This window comes from Nannocystis sp., from assembly GCF_016714285.1.
In the GTDB taxonomy this organism is placed as follows: Bacteria; Myxococcota_A; Polyangia; order Nannocystales; family Nannocystaceae; genus Nannocystis.
Window position 1 is genome coordinate 1 of the sequence record NZ_JADJNN010000022.1, and the last position, 17,919, is coordinate 17,919.

The 17,919-nt window shown below is 68.3% G+C and carries 22 protein-coding genes; 19 read left to right on the forward strand and 3 right to left on the reverse strand.

From position 1 onward, the window contains the following. The 11 genes from IPJ59_RS28620 to rplQ form a co-directional block, all read left to right on the forward strand. Positions 1-371: 30S ribosomal protein S5 (locus IPJ59_RS28620; RefSeq protein WP_293274150.1), on the forward strand; the 371-nt coding region annotated here is incomplete at its 5' end. A 19-nt stretch (positions 372-390) separates the two neighbouring features. After that, on the forward strand, positions 391-585 hold the full coding sequence (gene rpmD / locus IPJ59_RS28625) for a 50S ribosomal protein L30 (protein ID WP_293253479.1): 195 nt from the start codon (positions 391-393) through the stop codon (positions 583-585). 13 nt (positions 586-598) lie between these two features. After that, positions 599-1,069, forward strand: coding sequence for a 50S ribosomal protein L15 (rplO, locus tag IPJ59_RS28630; protein ID WP_293253481.1), 471 nt, complete (start codon positions 599-601; stop codon positions 1,067-1,069). 220 nt (positions 1,070-1,289) lie between these two features. Further along, the gene (secY, locus tag IPJ59_RS28635) at positions 1,290-2,606 is read left to right on the forward strand and encodes a preprotein translocase subunit SecY (protein WP_293253483.1); all 1,317 of its coding nucleotides are present in this window, start codon (positions 1,290-1,292) and stop codon (positions 2,604-2,606) included. Positions 2,607-2,697: 91 nt separating this feature from the next. Next, positions 2,698-2,931, forward strand: coding sequence for a hypothetical protein (locus IPJ59_RS28640; protein ID WP_293253486.1), 234 nt, complete (start codon positions 2,698-2,700; stop codon positions 2,929-2,931). 28 nt (positions 2,932-2,959) lie between these two features. Continuing rightward, the gene (rpmJ, locus tag IPJ59_RS28645; protein ID WP_096328167.1) at positions 2,960-3,073 is read left to right on the forward strand and encodes a 50S ribosomal protein L36; all 114 of its coding nucleotides are present in this window, start codon (positions 2,960-2,962) and stop codon (positions 3,071-3,073) included. A 10-nt stretch (positions 3,074-3,083) separates the two neighbouring features. Then, complete coding sequence (gene rpsM / locus IPJ59_RS28650) at positions 3,084-3,458, forward strand: 30S ribosomal protein S13 (RefSeq protein ID WP_293253489.1); 375 nt, start codon at positions 3,084-3,086, stop codon at positions 3,456-3,458. Between the two features lie 3 nt (positions 3,459-3,461). Beyond that, positions 3,462-3,872, forward strand: coding sequence for a 30S ribosomal protein S11 (gene rpsK, locus IPJ59_RS28655; RefSeq protein ID WP_293253492.1), 411 nt, complete (start codon positions 3,462-3,464; stop codon positions 3,870-3,872). Between the two features lie 3 nt (positions 3,873-3,875). Next, a complete protein-coding gene (gene rpsD, locus IPJ59_RS28660; protein WP_293253495.1) occupies positions 3,876-4,505 on the forward strand; it encodes a 30S ribosomal protein S4 in 630 nt (209 codons plus the stop codon). 12 nt (positions 4,506-4,517) lie between these two features. After that, positions 4,518-5,531 (forward strand): DNA-directed RNA polymerase subunit alpha, encoded by a 1,014-nt coding sequence (locus tag IPJ59_RS28665; RefSeq protein ID WP_293253498.1) that lies wholly within the window; start codon positions 4,518-4,520, stop codon positions 5,529-5,531. Positions 5,532-5,534: 3 nt separating this feature from the next. Beyond that, positions 5,535-6,008 (forward strand): 50S ribosomal protein L17, encoded by a 474-nt coding sequence (rplQ, locus tag IPJ59_RS28670; protein ID WP_293253501.1) that lies wholly within the window; start codon positions 5,535-5,537, stop codon positions 6,006-6,008. Positions 6,009-6,103: 95 nt separating this feature from the next. Here the strand turns inward: rplQ and IPJ59_RS28675 are convergent, their stop codons facing one another. Beyond that, positions 6,104-6,709: a hypothetical protein gene (locus IPJ59_RS28675; protein ID WP_293274151.1), complete on the reverse strand. Its 606-nt coding sequence runs from the start codon at positions 6,707-6,709 to the stop codon at positions 6,104-6,106. A 140-nt stretch (positions 6,710-6,849) separates the two neighbouring features. On the opposite strand from IPJ59_RS28675, the gene IPJ59_RS28680 reads away from it, so the two are divergent. Genes IPJ59_RS28680 through IPJ59_RS28700 form a run of 5 tightly spaced genes read left to right on the forward strand, consistent with a single transcriptional unit; the run spans position 6,850 to position 10,185 of the window. After that, a complete protein-coding gene (locus tag IPJ59_RS28680; RefSeq protein WP_293253505.1) occupies positions 6,850-7,137 on the forward strand; it encodes a flagellar biosynthetic protein FliO in 288 nt (95 codons plus the stop codon). Next, the gene (locus IPJ59_RS28685; protein ID WP_293274152.1) at positions 7,127-7,744 is read left to right on the forward strand and encodes an EscR/YscR/HrcR family type III secretion system export apparatus protein; all 618 of its coding nucleotides are present in this window, start codon (positions 7,127-7,129) and stop codon (positions 7,742-7,744) included. Before IPJ59_RS28680 ends, IPJ59_RS28685 begins: the two co-directional genes overlap by 11 nt. Next, positions 7,741-8,010: a hypothetical protein gene (locus IPJ59_RS28690; protein ID WP_293253511.1), complete on the forward strand. Its 270-nt coding sequence runs from the start codon at positions 7,741-7,743 to the stop codon at positions 8,008-8,010. The genes IPJ59_RS28685 and IPJ59_RS28690 overlap by 4 nt, the downstream gene beginning before the upstream one ends. Positions 8,011-8,038: 28 nt before the next feature. Then, on the forward strand, positions 8,039-8,734 hold the full coding sequence (locus tag IPJ59_RS28695; RefSeq protein WP_293253514.1) for a hypothetical protein: 696 nt from the start codon (positions 8,039-8,041) through the stop codon (positions 8,732-8,734). 41 nt (positions 8,735-8,775) lie between these two features. Beyond that, a complete protein-coding gene (locus IPJ59_RS28700) occupies positions 8,776-10,185 on the forward strand; it encodes a YncE family protein (protein WP_293274153.1) in 1,410 nt (469 codons plus the stop codon). A gap of 6 nt (positions 10,186-10,191) precedes the next feature. On the opposite strand, the gene IPJ59_RS28705 is transcribed toward IPJ59_RS28700, so the two are convergent. Together IPJ59_RS28705 and lon are read right to left on the reverse strand one after the other, a co-directional pair. Beyond that, positions 10,192-11,130 (reverse strand): serine/threonine protein kinase, encoded by a 939-nt coding sequence (locus tag IPJ59_RS28705; RefSeq protein WP_293253519.1) that lies wholly within the window; start codon positions 11,128-11,130, stop codon positions 10,192-10,194. Positions 11,131-11,361: 231 nt separating this feature from the next. Beyond that, complete coding sequence (gene lon / locus IPJ59_RS28710; protein ID WP_293274154.1) at positions 11,362-13,800, reverse strand: endopeptidase La; 2,439 nt, start codon at positions 13,798-13,800, stop codon at positions 11,362-11,364. A 482-nt stretch (positions 13,801-14,282) separates the two neighbouring features. Between lon and IPJ59_RS28715 the strand changes: the two genes are divergently transcribed. The 3 genes from IPJ59_RS28715 (at position 14,283) to priA (ending at position 17,905) form a co-directional block, all read left to right on the forward strand. Next, positions 14,283-14,660, forward strand: a complete 378-nt coding sequence (locus IPJ59_RS28715) for a hypothetical protein (protein ID WP_293274155.1) — start codon at positions 14,283-14,285, stop codon at positions 14,658-14,660. Between the two features lie 111 nt (positions 14,661-14,771). Then, positions 14,772-15,368 carry a hypothetical protein gene (locus IPJ59_RS28720; RefSeq protein WP_293253528.1) on the forward strand — a complete coding sequence of 199 codons (597 nt, stop codon included), beginning with the start codon at positions 14,772-14,774 and terminating at the stop codon, positions 15,366-15,368. Then, on the forward strand, positions 15,365-17,905 hold the full coding sequence (gene priA, locus IPJ59_RS28725) for a replication restart helicase PriA (protein ID WP_293274156.1): 2,541 nt from the start codon (positions 15,365-15,367) through the stop codon (positions 17,903-17,905). The genes IPJ59_RS28720 and priA overlap by 4 nt, the downstream gene beginning before the upstream one ends. Positions 17,906-17,919: the final 14 nt, after the last annotated feature.

Below are 17,919 nucleotides of genomic sequence, written 5' to 3' on the forward strand. Positions count from 1 at the left end.
GCTGGGTCGGCATCGGCTACGGCAAGGCGAAGGAGGTCCCGGAGGCCATTCGCAAGGCCAACGACCTCGCGCGCAAGAACCTCTTTCAGGTGCCGCTCGCCGGCACCACGGTGCCTCACGAGGTCATCGGCGAGCACGGCGCGGGCCAGGTCCTGCTTCGTCCGGCATCGCCGGGTACCGGTGTCATTGCTGGCGGCGCGGTGCGTGCCGTCGTCGAGTGCGCGGGCATCCACGACATCCTCAGCAAGTGCATCGGCACGAACAACCCGCAGAACGTCATCCACGCGACCGTCGACGCGCTCAAGCGCCTGCGGGCACCCGAGTCGGTGGCGCGCCGCCGTGGGTTGCCCTTGGCTGAGATGACGGCCTAGCCGGAAGGGAGCCTCCACCATGGCGCTCAAGCTCAAAGTGACCCTTGTCCGCAGCCCCATCCACCGCGAGGAGTCCCAAAAGGCGACCGTTCGCGGCCTCGGCCTGCGCCACCTCCACCACGCGCGTGTCCTCGAGGACACGCCGGCGATCCGCGGCATGATCACCAAGGTGCAGCACCTTGTCACGGTCGAGCCGGCTGACGACGCCCAGTAACCGGGAAACAACGATGGGTACTACACTCGAAACACTCCAGCCGCCGGCTGGCGCCCGTAAGCGGCGCAAGCGGGTCGGTCGCGGCATCGGCTCGCGTCGCGGCAAGACATCCACCCGTGGCGTGAAGGGCCAGCTCGCGCGCCACAACCAGATGCCGGACCACTTCGAGGGCGGCCAGAACCCGGTCCAGCGGCGGATCCCGAAGCGTGGCTTCGTCAACATTCACCGCGTGGAGATCCACGGCGTCAACGTGGGTCGCCTCGAGGGTGCCTTCGCGGCGGGTGAGTCGGTCACGGTCGACAGCCTCCACGCCAGAGGGTTGGTGCCCAAGCGCGCCAAGCTGGTCAAGCTGCTCGGCGAGGGTGAGCTCAAGACCCGGCTGGACATCCAGCTCCATGGGGTCAGCGAGTCGGCCAAGCAGAAGATCGAGGCGGCGGGGGGCTCCGTGCGGGTGCTCGCCAAGCCCGAGCCTGACGCGGCCTGAGGACCGGGCGTCTGTAGCAGCGACCGTGATCCCCGGCGAAGGCGTGGGGGTCCGGTCGATGTTCGTTTGTGGCCCAGGCTGGGCGCGGGTGACCGCGTCGACTCACGGCCTCGGGGCTCGTGGGGGGCAGACGCGGCGTGGTCGAGATTGAGGTACAACGTCGCGGGGGCTGGCTGAGGCCGTCAGATCTTCCCCGCAACCAGGCAAGCTGGAACCGCCGATGGGTGTCATCATCAACATTTTTAAGCTGCCCGAGCTGCGCAAGCGGGTGTTGTTCACGCTTGCCATGCTGGCCGTGTACCGCTTCGGCGTGTTCGTGGCTTGCCCCGGGGTCGACCGTACGGTGATGGACAGCATCGTCCGCCAAGGTGCGGGCGGCCTGCTCGGCTACCTCAACATGTTCAGCGGCGGTGCGCTCAGCAACCTGAGCGTGTTTGCGCTGGGCATCATGCCGTACATCAGCGCCAGCATCATCATGCAGCTGATGACCGCGGTGATCCCAAGCTTTGAGGCGCTCAGCAAGGAGGGCGAGAGCGGACGCCGCAAGATCAACCAGTACAGCCGGTATGGCACCGTGTTCCTCTCGGTCATCCAGGGCTGGTTCATGGCCACCTGGCTCGAGTCGCAGAACACACCCGGTCAGGCGCTGGTGCTGGAACCGGGCTTCGGCTTCAAGATCATGACGATCTTGACCCTGACCGCTGGCACCTGCTTCATCATGTGGCTGGGCGAGCAGATCACCGAGAAGGGGATCGGCAACGGGATCTCGCTGGTGATCTTTGCTGGCATCGTCGCCGACCTGCCGGTCGCCATCTATCAGCTGTGGCAGAAACAGCAGGACGACCCGGAGTCGTTCGGGCCGATGTTCCTGGCGATCCTCGTAGCGATCGTGGTGTCGGTGATCGCCTTCGTGGTCATCATGGAGCGCGGCCAGCGGCGGATCCAGGTCCAGTACGCCAAGCGGGTGGTCGGTCGACAGATGTTCGGCGGCAGCGCCAACTACCTGCCGCTGCGCATCAACAGCGCCGGCGTCATCCCGCCGATCTTCGCCAGCTCGATCCTCATGTTCCCGAGCCAGATCGCCGGCATGACTGGATATTTGCCGCTGCAGACCCTGTCCAACGCGCTGCGCTACGATGGCTGGCTGTACATCACGGTGTTTGTTGCACTCGTGATCTTCTTCACATTCTTCTACACCTCGCTGCAGTTCAACCCGGTCGATGTGGCCGACAACTTGAAGAAGCAGAACGCCTCGATCCCCGGCATTCGTCCCGGGAAACGGACCGCCGAGTACATCGACTTCATCCTGACCCGGCTGACCTTCGCGGGCGCCTTCTACATCGCCGCTGTGTGCGTCCTGCCGACCTTCCTGCAGACCAAATTCAACGTCCCCTTCTACTACGGCGGCACTTCGTTGCTGATCGTGGTCGGTGTGGCGCTGGACACGGCGCAGCAGATCGAGAGCCACCTGGTGACGCGGAGCTACGAGGGCTTCGCCGGACCTGGTGGACCTCGCATCCGGGGACGCCGGGGCTGATCCAAACTCACGAGCGGAGAGGCTCGGCGAAAGCGCCCCCGGCTGGACTTGGCCGGGGTTTTTTGCCACCCTGCGCGCTCTTTAGACCACCATGAACGATCTGCACGCCACTACTTTCGAGGCCACCGTGGTCGCTGAGTTGCCCCAGCACCTCTATCGCCTCGAGGCCGAGTATCCGGCAGGAGCTGTCCTCACGGCCAGCCTCTCGCTCGATGCGCGGCGCATCGGCGTGCACGTTCGGACGGGGCAACGTGTACTGGTCCAGCGGGCCAGTCTCGATCCAGGTCGCGGCATTATCACCGGTTTGGCGCTGCGCCAGCGTTGAGGTGTCGACGACTTCACCAGAGGAAGCAATGAAAGTCAGAGCCAGCGTTCGAAAGATCTGCGACAAGTGCAAGGTCATCCGCCGCAAAGGTGTGGTTCGGGTGATTTGCGATAACCCCAAGCACAAGCAGCGGCAGGGATAGGACAACCACCATGGCACGCATCGCTGGGGTGGACCTGCCCCGTAACAAGCGCGTGGAAATCGCGCTCACATACATCTACGGCATCGGCCGCGCCTCGGCGCGGCGGATCCTCGACAAGTCCGGCATCGGCCTCGCGCTGCGCACGGACGACCTGACCGACGACCAAGTGCAGAGCATCCGCACCGTCATCGAGTCGGATTTCCAGGTCGAGGGCGACCTGCGGCGCGACGTTCAGATGAACATCAAGCGCCTGATGGACTTGGGCTGCTACCGCGGCCTGCGTCATCGTCGCGGCTTGCCAGTCCGCGGTCAGCGGACCCACACGAACGCTCGCACCCGCAAGGGTCCGAAGCGCGGCAGCGTCGCGCAGAAGAGGAAGGCCTGACGCATGGCGAGTCCAAACCAGCAGCAGGACAACAAGGGCAAGCAGCAGAAGCGTCGCGCGAAGAAGAACGTCGCGACGGGCATTGTCCACATCAACTCCACCTTCAACAACACCCTCATCACGATCACCGACGTCAACGGGAACACCGTGGCGTGGGCTTCGTCGGGCGTGCGCGGCTTCAAGGGCTCGCGCAAGTCGACGCCGTTCGCCGCCCAGCTGGCGGCGGATGACGCGGCCCGCAAGGCGCAGGATCACGGCATGCAGTCCGTGTCCGTGCGTGTGTCGGGTCCCGGCGCCGGCCGCGAGTCGGCGCTTCGCGGTCTGCAGAGCTCGGGGCTTCGGATCACCTCGATCAAGGACGTCACCCCGATCCCCCACAACGGTTGCCGCCCGCCGAAGCGGAGGAGGGTCTGAACCATGGCACGCTACATTGGTCCCGTGTGCCGGCTCTGCCGGCGTGAAGACGCCAAGCTGTTCCTCAAGGGCGATCGCTGCTTCTCCGACAAGTGCGGCTACGAGCGGCGACAGTATCCGCCGGGTCAGCACGGTCAGGGTCGCAAGAAGCGCCCCAGCGACTACGGCCAGCAGCTGCGCGAGAAGCAGAAGGTCAAGCGCATCTACGGTCTGCTGGAGAAGCAGTTCCGCGGCTACTACTACAAGGCCTCGCGCATGCGCGGCGTGACGGGTGAGAACCTGCTCATGTTGCTCGAGCGCCGCCTGGACAACGTTGCCCTGCGCTTCGGCTTCTCATCGAGCCACGCAGAGGCGCGACAGCTGGTCCGTCACGGACACTTCACGGTCAACGGCAAGCGCATCAACATCCCGTCGTACCAGGTTCGCCCGGGCGACACGATCGAGGTCCGCGAGCGCAGCCGGAAGGTCCAGAAGATCGTCGATGCTCTCGCCAATGTCGACCGCGTGCCGCGACCGGCCTGGCTCGAGCTGGACAAGGACGGGATGCGGGGCAAGGTCACCGCGGCCCCGACGCGTTCGGATATCTCGTCGGACATCGACGAGCAGCTCATCGTCGAGCTTTACTCGAAGTAAACGGAGGGACGGATGCAGGATCAGAACACCATCGCCAGAAATTGGCGCGATCTCATTCGACCGAAGAAGCTCGAGGTCGACACTGCCACGCTCACCGAGACCTACGGGAAGTTCACCTGCGAGCCGTTGGAGCGCGGGTACGGCATCACCCTGGGTAACAGCCTCCGTCGCGTGCTCCTGAGCTCGCTGCAGGGCTCGGCGATCACGACGGTGCGCATCGAGGGTGCGCTCCACGAGTTCACCACCGTGCCCGGCGTGGTCGAGGACGTCACGGACGTCATCCTCAACGTCAAGACTCTGCTCATCCGCATGGACGACGCGACCCCGCGTACGCTCGTGATCGACAAGCAGGGCGAGGGCGAGGTCACCGCGGCGGACATCCAGTGCCCGACGGGCGTCAGCGTGCTGCGCCCCGAGCAGCACATCGCCACGATCAGCAAGGGCGGCCGGTTGCGCATGGAGATGACCAGCGCGATGGGACGCGGCTACTTCACCGCCGACCAGAACAAGGCGGAGGGCATGCCGATCGGGGTGATCCCGATCGACTCGCTGTTCTCGCCGATCCAGAAGGTGAACTACCGGGTGACCAACGCCCGCGTCGGTCACCGCACTGACTACGACCGGCTGGCCCTCGAGGTCTGGACCGACGGCTCCGTGCGTCCCGAGGACGCCGTGGCCTTCGCCGCCAAGATCCTCAAGGAGCAGCTCTCGATCTTCATCAACCGCGAAGAGATCGAGGAGGCGGCCATTCCGCAACAGAGCGAGACCGACAAGCTCAACGAGTACCTGTGGCGCTCGGTGGACGAGCTCGAGCTCAGCGTGCGCTCCGCGAACTGCCTGCAGAACGCGAACATCCACTACATCGGCGACCTCGTGCAGCGCAGCGAGGCCGAGATGCTCAAGACCAAGAACTTCGGCCGTAAGTCGCTCAAGGAGATCAAGGAGATCCTCGCGCAGATGGGCCTGTCTCTCGGCATGAAGATCGACAACTGGCAGGGGCCGCCGCCGGCTCGCGAGGAGACCTAACCCATGCGTCACCAGAACACGGGTCGCAAGTTGAGCCGTAGCTCGTCCCATCGGGCGGCCATGTTTCGCAACATGGTCACCTCGCTGATCGAGCACGAGCGCATCACCACCACCGAGCCGAAGGCCAAGGAGCTGCGCCGCTTCGCGGAGAAGACGATCTCGATCTCGCTGCGCCTCGGCGAGATCCTCGGCAAGTCCAAGGAGCAGCGCACCCCGGCCGAGCAGGGACGGTATGTCCACGCCCTGCGCATGGCCAGCCGAATGATCCGGACCCGCGAGGTCCTCCACAAGCTCTTTGACGATGTCGCCCCGAAGCTTGCCGGACGTCCTGGCGGCTACACGCGCATCGTGAAGATTGGTCAGCGCGTCGGCGACGCCGCGCCGATGGCGATCATCGAGCTCGTGTCCGCCGGTGCACCGAAGGCCAAGGGCGCCAAGCCGGCCCCGACGCCGACGGGCACCGATACGGCTGACTGAGCCACTGCAGCCTGTGGGTGCCTCCGGGCACCGACGAGCGAGCCCGCTGGAGTTCTCCAGCGGGCTCGTCTTTCTCGTGCTGGGCTGGAGCGGGTTTACATGACCTGCTCGTACACGAAGTCGTGGCCGGGATGGTCGGCGTCCTGGCCGGTCGCCATGTGGCAGCCGACGCAGAGGCCCTGACCGGGGGCCGAGCCCATGCTGCCGGGGCCGTCGGCGACGACCCCATTGTCGTCGTGCGGTGCTGGCGAGGTATCGGGGACCTGCTCGTACCAGTACCAGTCGTCGCCGGTCATGCCGGCCTTGATGTGGCGGTAGACGGCGTAGCCGACGATGTTGGCGCCGGCGTCGTCGTAGAGCTCCTTCACGGCGGCGGAGTCGACGGGGTACTCGTCCTGGGTGAGGTGGCCGCTGAGGATCGCGTTGGAGCAGATGCGCTGCTTTCCGTGCGGAGAGATCGAGATCGGCTCCTGGACGCCCATCTGGCACTTCCAGCTCTTGTAGTGACCCTCCTTCAGCCAGGCCTGCATGTCCGCGTGGCCGCTCGTCGGCGGGACCTTGGCGGGGTCGTCGACCGGATCACCGGTGGTGGGCTCGGTCGCGGCGCCTGTGTCAGCGCTGGAGCTGCCGTCTGTATCGCCCGTGTCATCTCCGCAGCCTGGCAGCAGCGCCAGCGCAACGATCCATGTCCGAATCTTCATGGGGAATCCTCTGAGTTTGAGTGAAGCGCAGCGCATGGCGCCGTCGTGGCGTAACGCGGCATCGTGGCGCCATGTTACGCACGCAGGAAACGAGGGGGCCTGTTTCTTGCGGTTTTGCCCGTCGGGGATAGTCTCGCGGCGTGTTCACCGAGCTCGACGAGAGAGCAGTCTTCGCGCTGGTTGCGCTCGGACTGTTGCTGTTGCTGCTGGTGTTGGTGCGTGTGACTCGCGGTGTCGGCAAGCTGCCCGCGAAGGTGATCCCGCTCGGCGGGGGCCATCGGCTGCAAGTGGTCGAGCTCGAGGGGCGACGTCTGCTGATCGGCACCGGGCCGAGCGGTCCGCCACAGCTGCTGACGGAGCTCGCCGAGCTGCCAGCGTGGACCCACAACGAGGTGCACGGCGACGGGCAGGTGCCCCATGGCCCTTGAGCTGCCAGTGGGGCTCGCGGCCTGGGCGGCCCTGAGCGCGGCGCCGTTGCTGGCGATCACGTGCACGGCGTTCACCAAGGCGAGCGTCGTGCTCTCGGCGCTGCGGGTTGGGCTGGGCGCCGAGCTGCTGTTGCCGTGGAGCGCCGTGTTCGCGCTGAGCCTGGCGATCACTGCGGTGGTGATGGGCCCGGTCGCGGCGGCCAGCTTCGAGGCGCTCGAGGCCGCCGGCGGGATCGAGAACCTTACTCAAGGGCCAGGCTATCAGGTTGCCGACGTGCTCGCGCCGCTGCTCGAGTTCCTGTCCCGTCACGCGGACGCGGCCGAGCTCGAGTTCTTCGGTGAGCTGCAAGGGCTGCCCCCGGAGCATCCCCTGGCGCTGATCCCCGCCTTCCTCGTGACCGAGCTGGGCGAGGCCTTGCAGATCTCCTTGCTCATCCTGGTGCCGTTCGTGCTCGTCGATCTGGTCGTCGCCCAGGTGCTCCTGCTGCTCGGGCTCGCCGGCGGAAGCTCGCAGCCGCTGGTCAGCTTGCCGCTGAAGATCGCCCTGTTCCTCGCGGTCGGCGGCTGGGACGTGATCGTCCGCGGACTCGTGGAGGGCTACGCATGAACGGGGCGCTGATCGAGGAGGCGCTGCGTATGGCAGTGGCGCAGGTGTTGCCCGTCGCGCTGGCTGCGGCGGGCGCCGTGTTGGTCGCCGGGCTGCTCGCGCAGCGATTCGGCCTGCACGACCCGACGCTGGTGCTGCTGGCCCGAGCGACGGCAGTGTTGGCGGTTCTGGCGGCCGGGGGTGCGGCGTGGCTCAGCGAGACGGCGAGCTGGACCACGACGCTGTGGCAGCAGATCGCGGCGGTCGGGCAGGGCAGGCCGCCGTGACATCGGCGCTCGGGGGAGGCGAATCGCGGTGAGCGGGGGGCTGGCGCTGCTGGGCTGGGGCGCGCTGCGGCTGTTCGGCCTGCTGCGCGCACAGGCCCTGTGGCGCGACGCGATCGGTCCGCTGTGGGAGGGCGTCGCCGCGGGGCTAGCGATCTGCATCGCGGTGGTGGTGCTGCCCGCGACCGCGCCAGAGTCGGTGCCGCTGACGCGCTGGCTGCTCGTCGCGGCGTGTGAGCTGCTGCTCGGCAGCGTGCTTGGTGTGATGCTGAGCCTCCCGGGCGCAGCGCTGCTCGGCGCTGCTGGCCAGAGCGCTGCCGGCTTGCAGCTGCGTGGTCGGAGTCTGTCGCTGCTGTTGCTGGTGGCCTGTCTCGCGGGTGGCTTGCTCGCGGGGGTCCATCGCCCGCTGCTGCTCGCGCTGCGCGAGATCCTCGGTCTGTGGCCGGTCGGTGCACCGGCCCGATGGTGGCCCGGGTTGCCGACGCTGGCCTCGTGGGTCGTCAGCGCGGGGCATGGTTGCCTCGTCCTCGCTCTGACTTTTGCGACCCCGGTGCTGCTCAGCGCGGCGACTCTCGACCTCGGGCTGCGTCTGGCGAGCCGCGGCGTGGTCGCGCCGGTGGTCGAGCTGTTGCGTCCATGGTTGGTGGTGGTGGCCGCGTTGGTGAGCCTTGGAGCAGCGTGGGCCGCCTATCCACACGCCTGGCTGCGCGCCTGGCCGCAGCCGTGACGCGGCTTGGCGGCGCAGGCTCGTGGTGCGATGCTACGAGCATGACGCACGGCCGAGCCGGTCGGTGGGGAGTCGCCCTGGCGGCGCTGCTCGCCTGCAATTCGGGCGAGCCGATGCCGCCGGAATTGCAGCGGCTGCGTCTCCCGACGGGCGCCTTGCTCACGCCTGAGAGTGAATGGTTGATGGTGACCAACAGCAACCTCGACCAGCACGAGGACGCGAGCACGCTGGTGGCGATCGATCTGAAGCGCCTCGACGCGGCGCTGCAAGCGACCCCGCTGCTGCCAGGCGCCAGGCTGACGGCCGCCAACCCGTGTCGGAGCACCGGCGATGGCGACGTCGCACCGCGCGAGTGCGAGGCACAGTGGTTCCTCGCCCGCAGACACGCGTTGCGGCTGCCGAGCGGCGCCGGCAACATCGCGCTCGATCGCCCGAGCGGCGCCGACGGTCCGCTGCGTTTGCTGATCCCCTCCAGCATCGCCCAGGCGGTGACATGGGTCGACGTCGTGCCGGCCGACGGCGGTCTGAACTTCAAGTGCGGCCAGGTTGGCGAGGGTGACTGCGACAGCGACCACGTGCTCGAGTACCTCGACAATCGTCCCGACGCAGCCCATTTGCCGGCTGACCCGGCGCGGATCTTCGTCGGTGATGGGGGCTTTCGTTACGCCTATCTGCCGCACCTCAAGGGCGTGAAGGACGGAGACAGCGCGATCACCCTGATCGCCCTGGACGCCGAGTACGGGCCCAAGATCACGGATATCGAGACGGGATTTTATCGGTCCGATCCGATCAACAGCAACACCCTCGCCGGGGGCTTCGCGGTCGCGCAGCGGGCTTGCGATCCAGCCGATCCGCCGGCCGACACACGCGGTTGCACCCGGCCGCTGCTCTACACCACCCACCGCTTCTGGCCCGGCGTGCGTATGTTCTCCGTGTTCGCCGGGCGTGACACGATCATCCCCGGGGACGACGATCCGTTGGTCGGGGTCAACCCGACACAGTCCGCAGATCGTCCGTTCATGGCCGACCTCAAATTTGAGGACCCGGAGACGGGTGAGCGCTTGCTGGTCGTGCACACCACGCCGCCCGCACTGTCGCTCGTCGACACCCGGCTCGACGACGACAAGCAGCCGGTCAATCGGCAGATAGCGACCGTCGCACTGTGTCGCAACCCCAACGTGTTGGCGATCGACCGGCCGGCGGTCGGCGAGCGGCTGGCGCTGGTCAGCTGCTACTCCGACGACCAGGTCGCGGTCGTCGGGCTCGGCGCGTTTCAGGTCATCGCCACCATTGAGGTCGACGACGGGCCCAACGAGCTGGTCATCGACGACCTGCGCCGTCGCCTCTACGTGGTGAACACGCTGGCCAGCACGGTCGACATCGTCGAGCTCGAGCGGCTTTCGCCCGACTTCTTGCGGGTGGTCGCGCGGGTCGGGCTCAAGGACGACTGAGGGTGCTCAGCTGACCTTGTTGCGGCGGGAGAACAGCTTGCGCATCCATTCGCCGAGCTGCTCGCCGCGGAAGGTGAGGCGGTTGGTGAGCACGAACTCCTGGATCGCCTCGTTGAGCGCGCTGGCCGAGGCGTAGCGGTCGTCGACGTTGCGGGTGAGCGCCTTCAGCAAGATCTGCTCGAGCTGCGCCGGGATCGCGGGGTTGAGCTCGCTCGGGCGAGGCACCCGACACTGGCGCACGGCATCGAAGGTCTCGAGGTCGCTGTCGCGGCGGAACAGACGGCGGGCCGTGAGTAGCTCGAAGAACACGATGCCGAGGGCGAACACGTCGCTGCGCGCGTCGAGCGGGGTGCCGCGGACCTGCTCAGGCGACATGTACGCGAGCTTGCCCTTGATGATGCCTGCCTGGGTCTGGATCGACGATCCGACGGCCTTGGCGAGACCAAAGTCGATCAGCTTGACCTCACCCTCGTAGGAGATGAGCAGGTTCGGCGGGCTGATGTCGCGGTGGATGATGTTGAGCGGCTTGCCGTCGTTGCCCTTCTTGTTGTGGGCGTAGTCGAGGCCGTCGCAGGCGCGGCTGATGATGTGGCAGGCCTGGGGCAGCGGGATGCCGCGACCGAGCTTCTGATGCAGGTCGAGGATGGCGCCGATGTCGCGACCGTCGACGTACTCGAGGGCGATGTAGAAGGAGTCCTCGTGCCGGCCGAGCTGGTAGATCTGGCAGATGTTGCCGTGCTGGAGCTGGACGGCCAGCTTGGCCTCGGCCTGGAACATGCCGATGAAGTTCGGGTCGCGGGCGATGTGCGGCAAGATCCGCTTGATCGCCACCGGCTTCTCGAAGTTGTCGGCGCCGGTCTGGGTCGCCTTGTACACCTCGGCCATGCCGCCAGCGCTGATGCGCTCGACGATCTGATACGGGCCGATTCGGTCGGGTACTGCCAACGCACCCCAGTTAATCGCTGTCTTCCAGGCAAGTCAACGCGAGGGCGAGGGCGAACACGCGCGATGTCCCGGCGGCGGGCGGGACTGGTCGAGTGTTTGCTGATCTTTGCGGGCTTGGGTCGATCTTTCGGGCGATTGTGTGACCAAGAAGTGGTCCGCCCGCGTCGGCGATGCACCGGCGCGGGCGAACGATCTCTCGTGACGATCTGGCCGGCTGTCGTGATTCGCAGCTCAGGCCTCGGCGCGCGGCGTCTCGTTGCTGCCGGCTTCGCGCGGCTCGACGACCTCGCTCGGGTCGAGGTCGGTCTTCGCCTTGGCGCCGAGCAGGCTCGGCTCGAGCGCCGCGGCCAGCACTTGTGACATGTCCTCGGCGAAGATGAACTCCATCTGCTCGCGGACATCGGCCGGGACATCGTCGACGTCACGGGCGTTGCGCTGCGGGAGGATGACCCGCGTGAGGCCAGCGCGGTGGGCTGCCAGCACCTTCGACTTGATGCCGCCGACCGGGAGCACGCGGCCGCGGAGGGTGCACTCGCCGGTCATGGCGGTGTCGGGGCGGACCCGGCGACCGGTGAGCAGCGAGGTGAGCGCGGTGAAGATCGTCACTCCGGCGGAGGGGCCGTCCTTGGGCACGGCGCCGGCGGGCACGTGGATGTGGAGGTCCTGCGTGCTGAGGAAGCTGGCGTCGATGCCGAGCGAGTCGGCGTTGCTGCGCACGTAGGTGAGCGCGGCGCGGGCCGACTCCTTCATGACGTCGCCCAGCTGTCCGGTGATCTCGAGGTGGCCCTTGCCGGGCATCCGCGAGGTCTCGATGAACAGGATGTCGCCGCCCACCGGGGTCCAGGCGAGGCCGGTGGCCACGCCGGGGACGGAGGTGCGTTCGGCGACCTCGCTGATGAAGCGCACCTTGCCGAGGTACTTGTGCAGGTCCGCGGGTTCGATGGCGATGCGGGCGGGCTTCTCGTCGCTGCTGCGGGCGAACTCGAGGGTGAGCGCCCGGCACAGCTTGGTCAGCTCGCGGGTGAGCTGGCGGACGCCGGCCTCGCGGGTGTAGTCGCGGATGATGGCGCGCAGGGCGTCGTCGCTGACGCTCAGCGTGCCCTCGGCGATCGCGTGGGCTTTGAGCTGCTTGGGGAGGAGGTGCTGCTTGCCGATGTGCAGCTTCTCTTCCGCGGTGTAGCCGGAGACCTCGATGATCTCGAGGCGGTCGCGCAGCGGGGCCGACAGCGTCTCCAGGCTGTTGGCGGTGACGATGAAGGTGACCTCGGAGAGGTCGAAGGGCAGCTCCATGTAGTGGTCGGTGAAGGTCTTGTTCTGTTCGGGGTCGAGGACCTCGAGCAGGGCGGCCTCGGGCGAGCCCATCCAGCCCTGGCCGAGCTTGTCGATCTCGTCGAGCAGGACCACGGCGTTCTTCTTGCCGGCCTTCTTCATGGCGTGGATGATGCGGCCGGGGAGGGCGCCGACGTAGGTGCGGCGGTGGCCGCGGATCTCGGCCTCGTCGCGCACGCCGCCGAGGGCGATGCGCACGAAGGGGCGGCCGGTGGCGTCGGCGATCGACTGCCCGAGGGAGGTCTTGCCGACCCCGGGCGGGCCGGCGAGGCAGAGGATCGTGGCGCGGCTGTTGTTGCCCGACACCTTGAGCACGGCCATGTGCTCGAGGATCCGCTTCTTCACCTCGTCGAGGCCGAAGTGGTCGTCATCGAGCTTCTTGGCGACGGCGTTGAGGTCGATCTCTGCCCCGGCGCGGACGCTCCACGGGAGGTCGGCGATCCACTCGAGGTAGGTGCGGATCACGTTGTATTCGGCCTGGGCGCTGTTCATGCCCTCGATGCGGCGTAGCTCGCGGTCGGCGACGCTGCGGGTCTCCTCCGGGAGCTCGGCCTTGTCGAGGCGCTCGCGCAGGGTGGCGAGCTCATCGCTGCGCGGCTCCTCGCCGAGCTCCTTCTGGATCGCGCGCAGCTGCTGGCGCAGGAGCACCTCGCGCTGGCCGGAGCTGAGGCCCTTGCGCACCTCGGTGTCGATCTTCTTGCGCAGCTCGGCCATGGTGCGGGCCTCGACGAGGAGGCGTGTCACGAGGCGCAGGCGCTCGCTGGCTTCGCGGGTGAGCAGGACCTGGACCTCCTTCTCAGTGTCGAGGCCGAGGGCGGCGGCGACGCGGTCGGCGAGCAGGCCGGGGTCATCGGCGCGGCCGAGCATCTCGATCCACTGGCCGAAGTTGGCGACGACCTCGGGGGCGACCTCTTGCAGCTGCTCGCGGACCTGGGTGCTGAGCGCCTCGGCGAGGGCGCGGGCCTCGGCGGGGTCGTTCACGAGGTCAGGCAGGGCCTCGCCCTCGACCATCCAGTAGGGCTTGGAGTGGAGCAGGTTGCCGAGTTGGAAGCGGCCGATGCCCTCGAGCACGACCTGGTAGTTGCGGTCGCTGGTGCGGCGCACCTGGCGGACGCGGGCGTAGGTGCCGATCGTCTGCAGGTCGGAGAGCTCCGGGTCGACGACGCGGGCGTCGCGCTGGACGGCGATGCCGAGGATCGACTTGCCGGGCTCGAGCGACTCGACCAGGGCGATCGATCGGGCGCGGCCGACGGGCACAGTGATGACCGTGCCGGGAAAGAGGACGCCGTTGCGCAGCGGCAGCAGCGGGAATGGGGACGTGGGCAGTTCTGGGTGCGTCATGGTGTTCCTCGCGCCCGGCGGCGTCGCGCCTGCAGGGGCTGTGGCGGCCTCATCTCGCGCCGCCGGTACAGGTCCGGCGGGCATCGATGGAGGGTAAAGCCGCTTCTCGGCCCGTCAACCGCGGCGTCGCAGGAGCCGGGCCGAGAGTTGTGTTGTCAGATGGACGGGGACCCGTGGTAGGGCGACGATGATGTCTGAAAGGACAGGTCGAGACCGGTCGAACGCGGATGTCCTTTGGGACATGTCAACCGGTCGATGCGACGACCAGGTGGGATGTCCGATAGGACAGGTCGCGGCGCGGAAGGGCGGTAGGAAGCGGTGGGGCGCGCCGTGAGCGGAGTCCCGTCCGGGTGCAGAACGGCGTCGGCGCGGGGCGGAAGCGCCCTGGCGACGAGGATTGCGTGGCGACAGCATGAATAGGAGACTGCAGCTCGCGGTCTTTGACCCCCGCTTTCAACGAGCAAGCCGCGAGAGGAACCACAATGTCGCTTCGTTCACGAGTCATGAAGGGGGCCGCGCTTGCGGCCGTTGTGTTGGTGCCGGCGGTCGCGTATGCGGACGCGGATGGATTGAAGGGCACGGTGGCGTCGGTGACGATCAACGAGACCTACGCCGACGACTACACCGCCGAGCGCGGCAACCTGATCGTCAACGAGGGTTCTGTGGCTCGCAAGTACCAGTGGGGTGGGACGGCCTGTAACGGCAAGAACCTGAGCGAGGCGAACATCGCCTTGCTGTTCCGGGCGCTGGAAGCGACCGACAAGCTGGAAGTCGTGCCGAGCTACAAGGGTGGCGCGGGTGGGGCACGCTGTCTGGTCGGCTTCCGCGTGCAGGTGATCGCGGCCCCGCCGGCCAACTGAGCCGTTTCAGTGTCGCGTGGCGAGCCGGCCCCGGGAGGGGTCGGCTCGTTGTGTTTTTGCGGGCGGAAGATCTCTTGGCCGGGGGGCTCGCTCGCGCTACATCTCGCTGTCTTGGCTGACGACGGCAGCATCGCCCCCGATCCACGGCGCCTGGCGCGGGCGCATCGCGCCGGGCTGCGGCCGGGGTCGCCGTGGCTGTTGCCGGGTGTGCTGTGCCTCGGGCTCGCGGGTGGGCTGCGCTGGCTCGGCCCGGGGTTGTTGCGAGGCTTGCGGGCGCAGTGGGAGGCGAGCGTCGCGGGCGTGGGGGTCGAGGTGATCGGGGTTGGTGTGTTGCAGGGGTTCGGGGTCGTGGCGGTGGTGGTGGTGATGCTTGCGGCGCTCGGTGGTCGGCTGGGTTGGGTCGATACGGCGGCGGCGCGGGGGCTCGGCGTCGGTTCACAGCGGAGTGGGTTGCGTGGGGTGCTGGCCGTGCTGGTGCCGGTCGTGGTCGTGCTGTTGCTGGCGAGCGTGTGTGCCGGGGCGGCGCGGGCGGTCGACGCGAGCGAGGCGGGGCTGCTGGCGCTGTGGTGGGCGTGGACGCAGCGGTTGTTGTTTGGCGTCGGTGCGTTGTTGTTGGCTGTCGGGGTGTTCGATCGAACGTTGGCGCGGCACCGGTTGTGGCGGTCGTTGCACCGGTCGGCGGGCGAGCTGCGGCGAGGCGACGAGTGAGTGAGCGGCTGGTCTCGGTGGCGTTGCCGGTGGGGCTGGACCGTGCGTTCACGTATTCGGTGCCGGCGGAGTGGGCGAGCGCGCCGGAGCCGGGGACGCGGGTGTTGGTGCCGTTCGGGGCGCGCGGGCTGGTCGGTGTCGTGCGCGACGTGGTGGGCGAGCCAACTGCGGGCAAGCTGCGGCGGGTCGAGGAGACGCTGGACCCGCCTGGGGCGCCGTCGCTGACGCCGGGGCTGTTGCGGCTGTGCGAGTGGGTGCAGGACTACTACGTCGCGCCGGTGGGTGAGGTGTACCGGCTGGCGCTGCCGGGTTTGCTGACGGGAGCGGATGTCCGAAAGGCCAGCTTGACGCGGGCGGGTGAGGCGGCGCTGGCGTCCTCGCGAGACTTCGTGCTGACCTCGCAGGGTGGCGGGCCGTATGTGCCGTCGGTCGCCGAGCAGCGGGTGCTCGCGGCGCTGGCGACGGCGCCGCGGCAGGAGCTTGCGGTCGAGCGCTTGACCTCGCTAAGGCCGAGGATCAACGGTGTGTTGCGGATCCTCGGCGAGCTTGCGGCGCGCGAGCTGTGCACGGTCCGCTGGGATGACGGCGCGGATGAGGCGGCGCGCGTCGAGACACACTATCGGCGCACCGATTATCTGCGGGGCGACGCGGGGGGGGAGGCGAAGATCCAGGAGATCGTCGGGCGCAGCAAGCAGCGGCGGGCGCTGCTCGACATGCTCGAGACGGCGGCGCCCGGGGTGTGGTTGCCGGCGGGTGAGCTGCGCGGGCCGTTTCCGCGGCTGCGCGAGCTGATCGTCGGGTTGCTCGAGCCGGGCCTGGTGGTGGCCGAGGAGCGGCTGCGGGCGCTCGATCCCTTTGCCGCGGGGACGCCCGAGAGCTCGACGCCGCAGGCCCCGACGAGCGATCAGCAGCGGGCGCTGGCCTCGTTGATCGCCGACATGGACGCGGGGGCCTTCGCGGTGTCGCTGCTGCACGGGGTGACGGGGTCGGGCAAGACGGAGGTGTATCTGCAGCTGATCGCCGAGGTGCGTCGACGTGGTGGCGGAGCGATCGTGTTGGTGCCGGAGATCGCCCTGACGCCGCAGCTCTCGGACCGCTTCCGGGCCCGCTTCGGCGACACGGTGGCCGTGCTGCACAGCGGGCTGACGCCGCGACAGCGCCTCGACGCGTGGCAGCAGATCCGGATGGGGCTGCGACCGATCGTGATCGGGGCGCGCTCGGCGGTGTTCGCCCCGGTCGCGGACCTCAAGGTGATCGTGGTCGACGAAGAGCACGACCCGTCGTTCAAGCAGGAGGACGGGGTGCGTTACAACGCGCGCGACGTGGCCCTCGTGCGCGCACGTGACGAGCGGGCGCTGGCTGTGCTGGGCAGCGCGACGCCGGCGCTCGAGACCTACGAGCAGGCGCGGGCCGGTCGCTATCGCTGGTTGCGGCTCGACACGCGGCCGACGCCGCGGCCGCTGCCGAAGGTCGAGCTGGTGCCGCTGGCGGTGCACCGTCCGGACCCGGACACGCTGCTGACGGCGAGGATGAAGACCGCGTTGACGGAGACGGTGGCGGCGGGCGAGCAGGCGATCTTGTTCCTCAACCGTCGCGGGTTTGCGACGACGCTGGTGTGCGGGTCGTGTGGGGCGCTGCATCAGTGTCCGGACTGCAGCGCGCCGTCGATGACCTATCACCTGCAGCGCAACCGGCTGATGTGTCATCTGTGCGGGCACATCGAGGGGCCGCCGGAGCGCTGCCGGACCTGCGGTGAGGGCGAGCTGCTGCACGGGAGCGCGGGGACGGAGCGGGTAGAGCTGGCGGTGAGCAAGGAGATCCCGCGGGCGCGGGTGTTGCGGCTCGACCGCGACACCAGCCGCGGCAAGGGGTTGATCGAGACGCTGACCCGGTTTCGCAACCATGAGGCGGACATCCTGGTCGGCACGCAGATGTTGTCGAAGGGGCACGATTTTCCGGGGGTGACGCTGGTCGGCATTCTCCAGGCGGACCACGGGCTCGGGATGCCGGACCTGCGGGCGGCGGAGCGGACCTTTCAGCTGCTCACGCAGGTGAGCGGGCGAGCGGGTCGGGGCGAGCGTGCGGGTCGGGTGTTGATGCAGGCGTACGCGGTGAGTCATCCGGCGGTCGCGCTGGCGGCCGAGCACGACTACGCCGGCTTTGCCGCGTGGGAGCTGGAGAAGCGGCAGCAGCTCGGCAATCCGCCTTTTGGTTTCCTGGCGTTGTTGCGGATCTCGGGGCCGGACGAGGTCGCCGTGCGGCGGCGGGCGGAGCAGCTCGGGGCGTTTGTGCGGGCGTGCGTGGAGGGGGTGGCGAGCAAGCAGGAGGGGCGGGCGCCGCTGGCGTTGCTCGGGCCGGTGCCGTCGCCGATCGAGCGGGTCAACCGCAAGATCCGCTGGCAGCTGTTGATCCGGGCCAGCGCACGACCGCCGCTGCGCTGGTTGCTCAAGCAGCTGCGGCCGCAGCTCGGGCTCGATGGCAGCGGCGACTTCAAGACCAGTGCGGTGCTGGACGTCGATCCGCAGACGCTGCTGTGACGCGGTGATCGGAC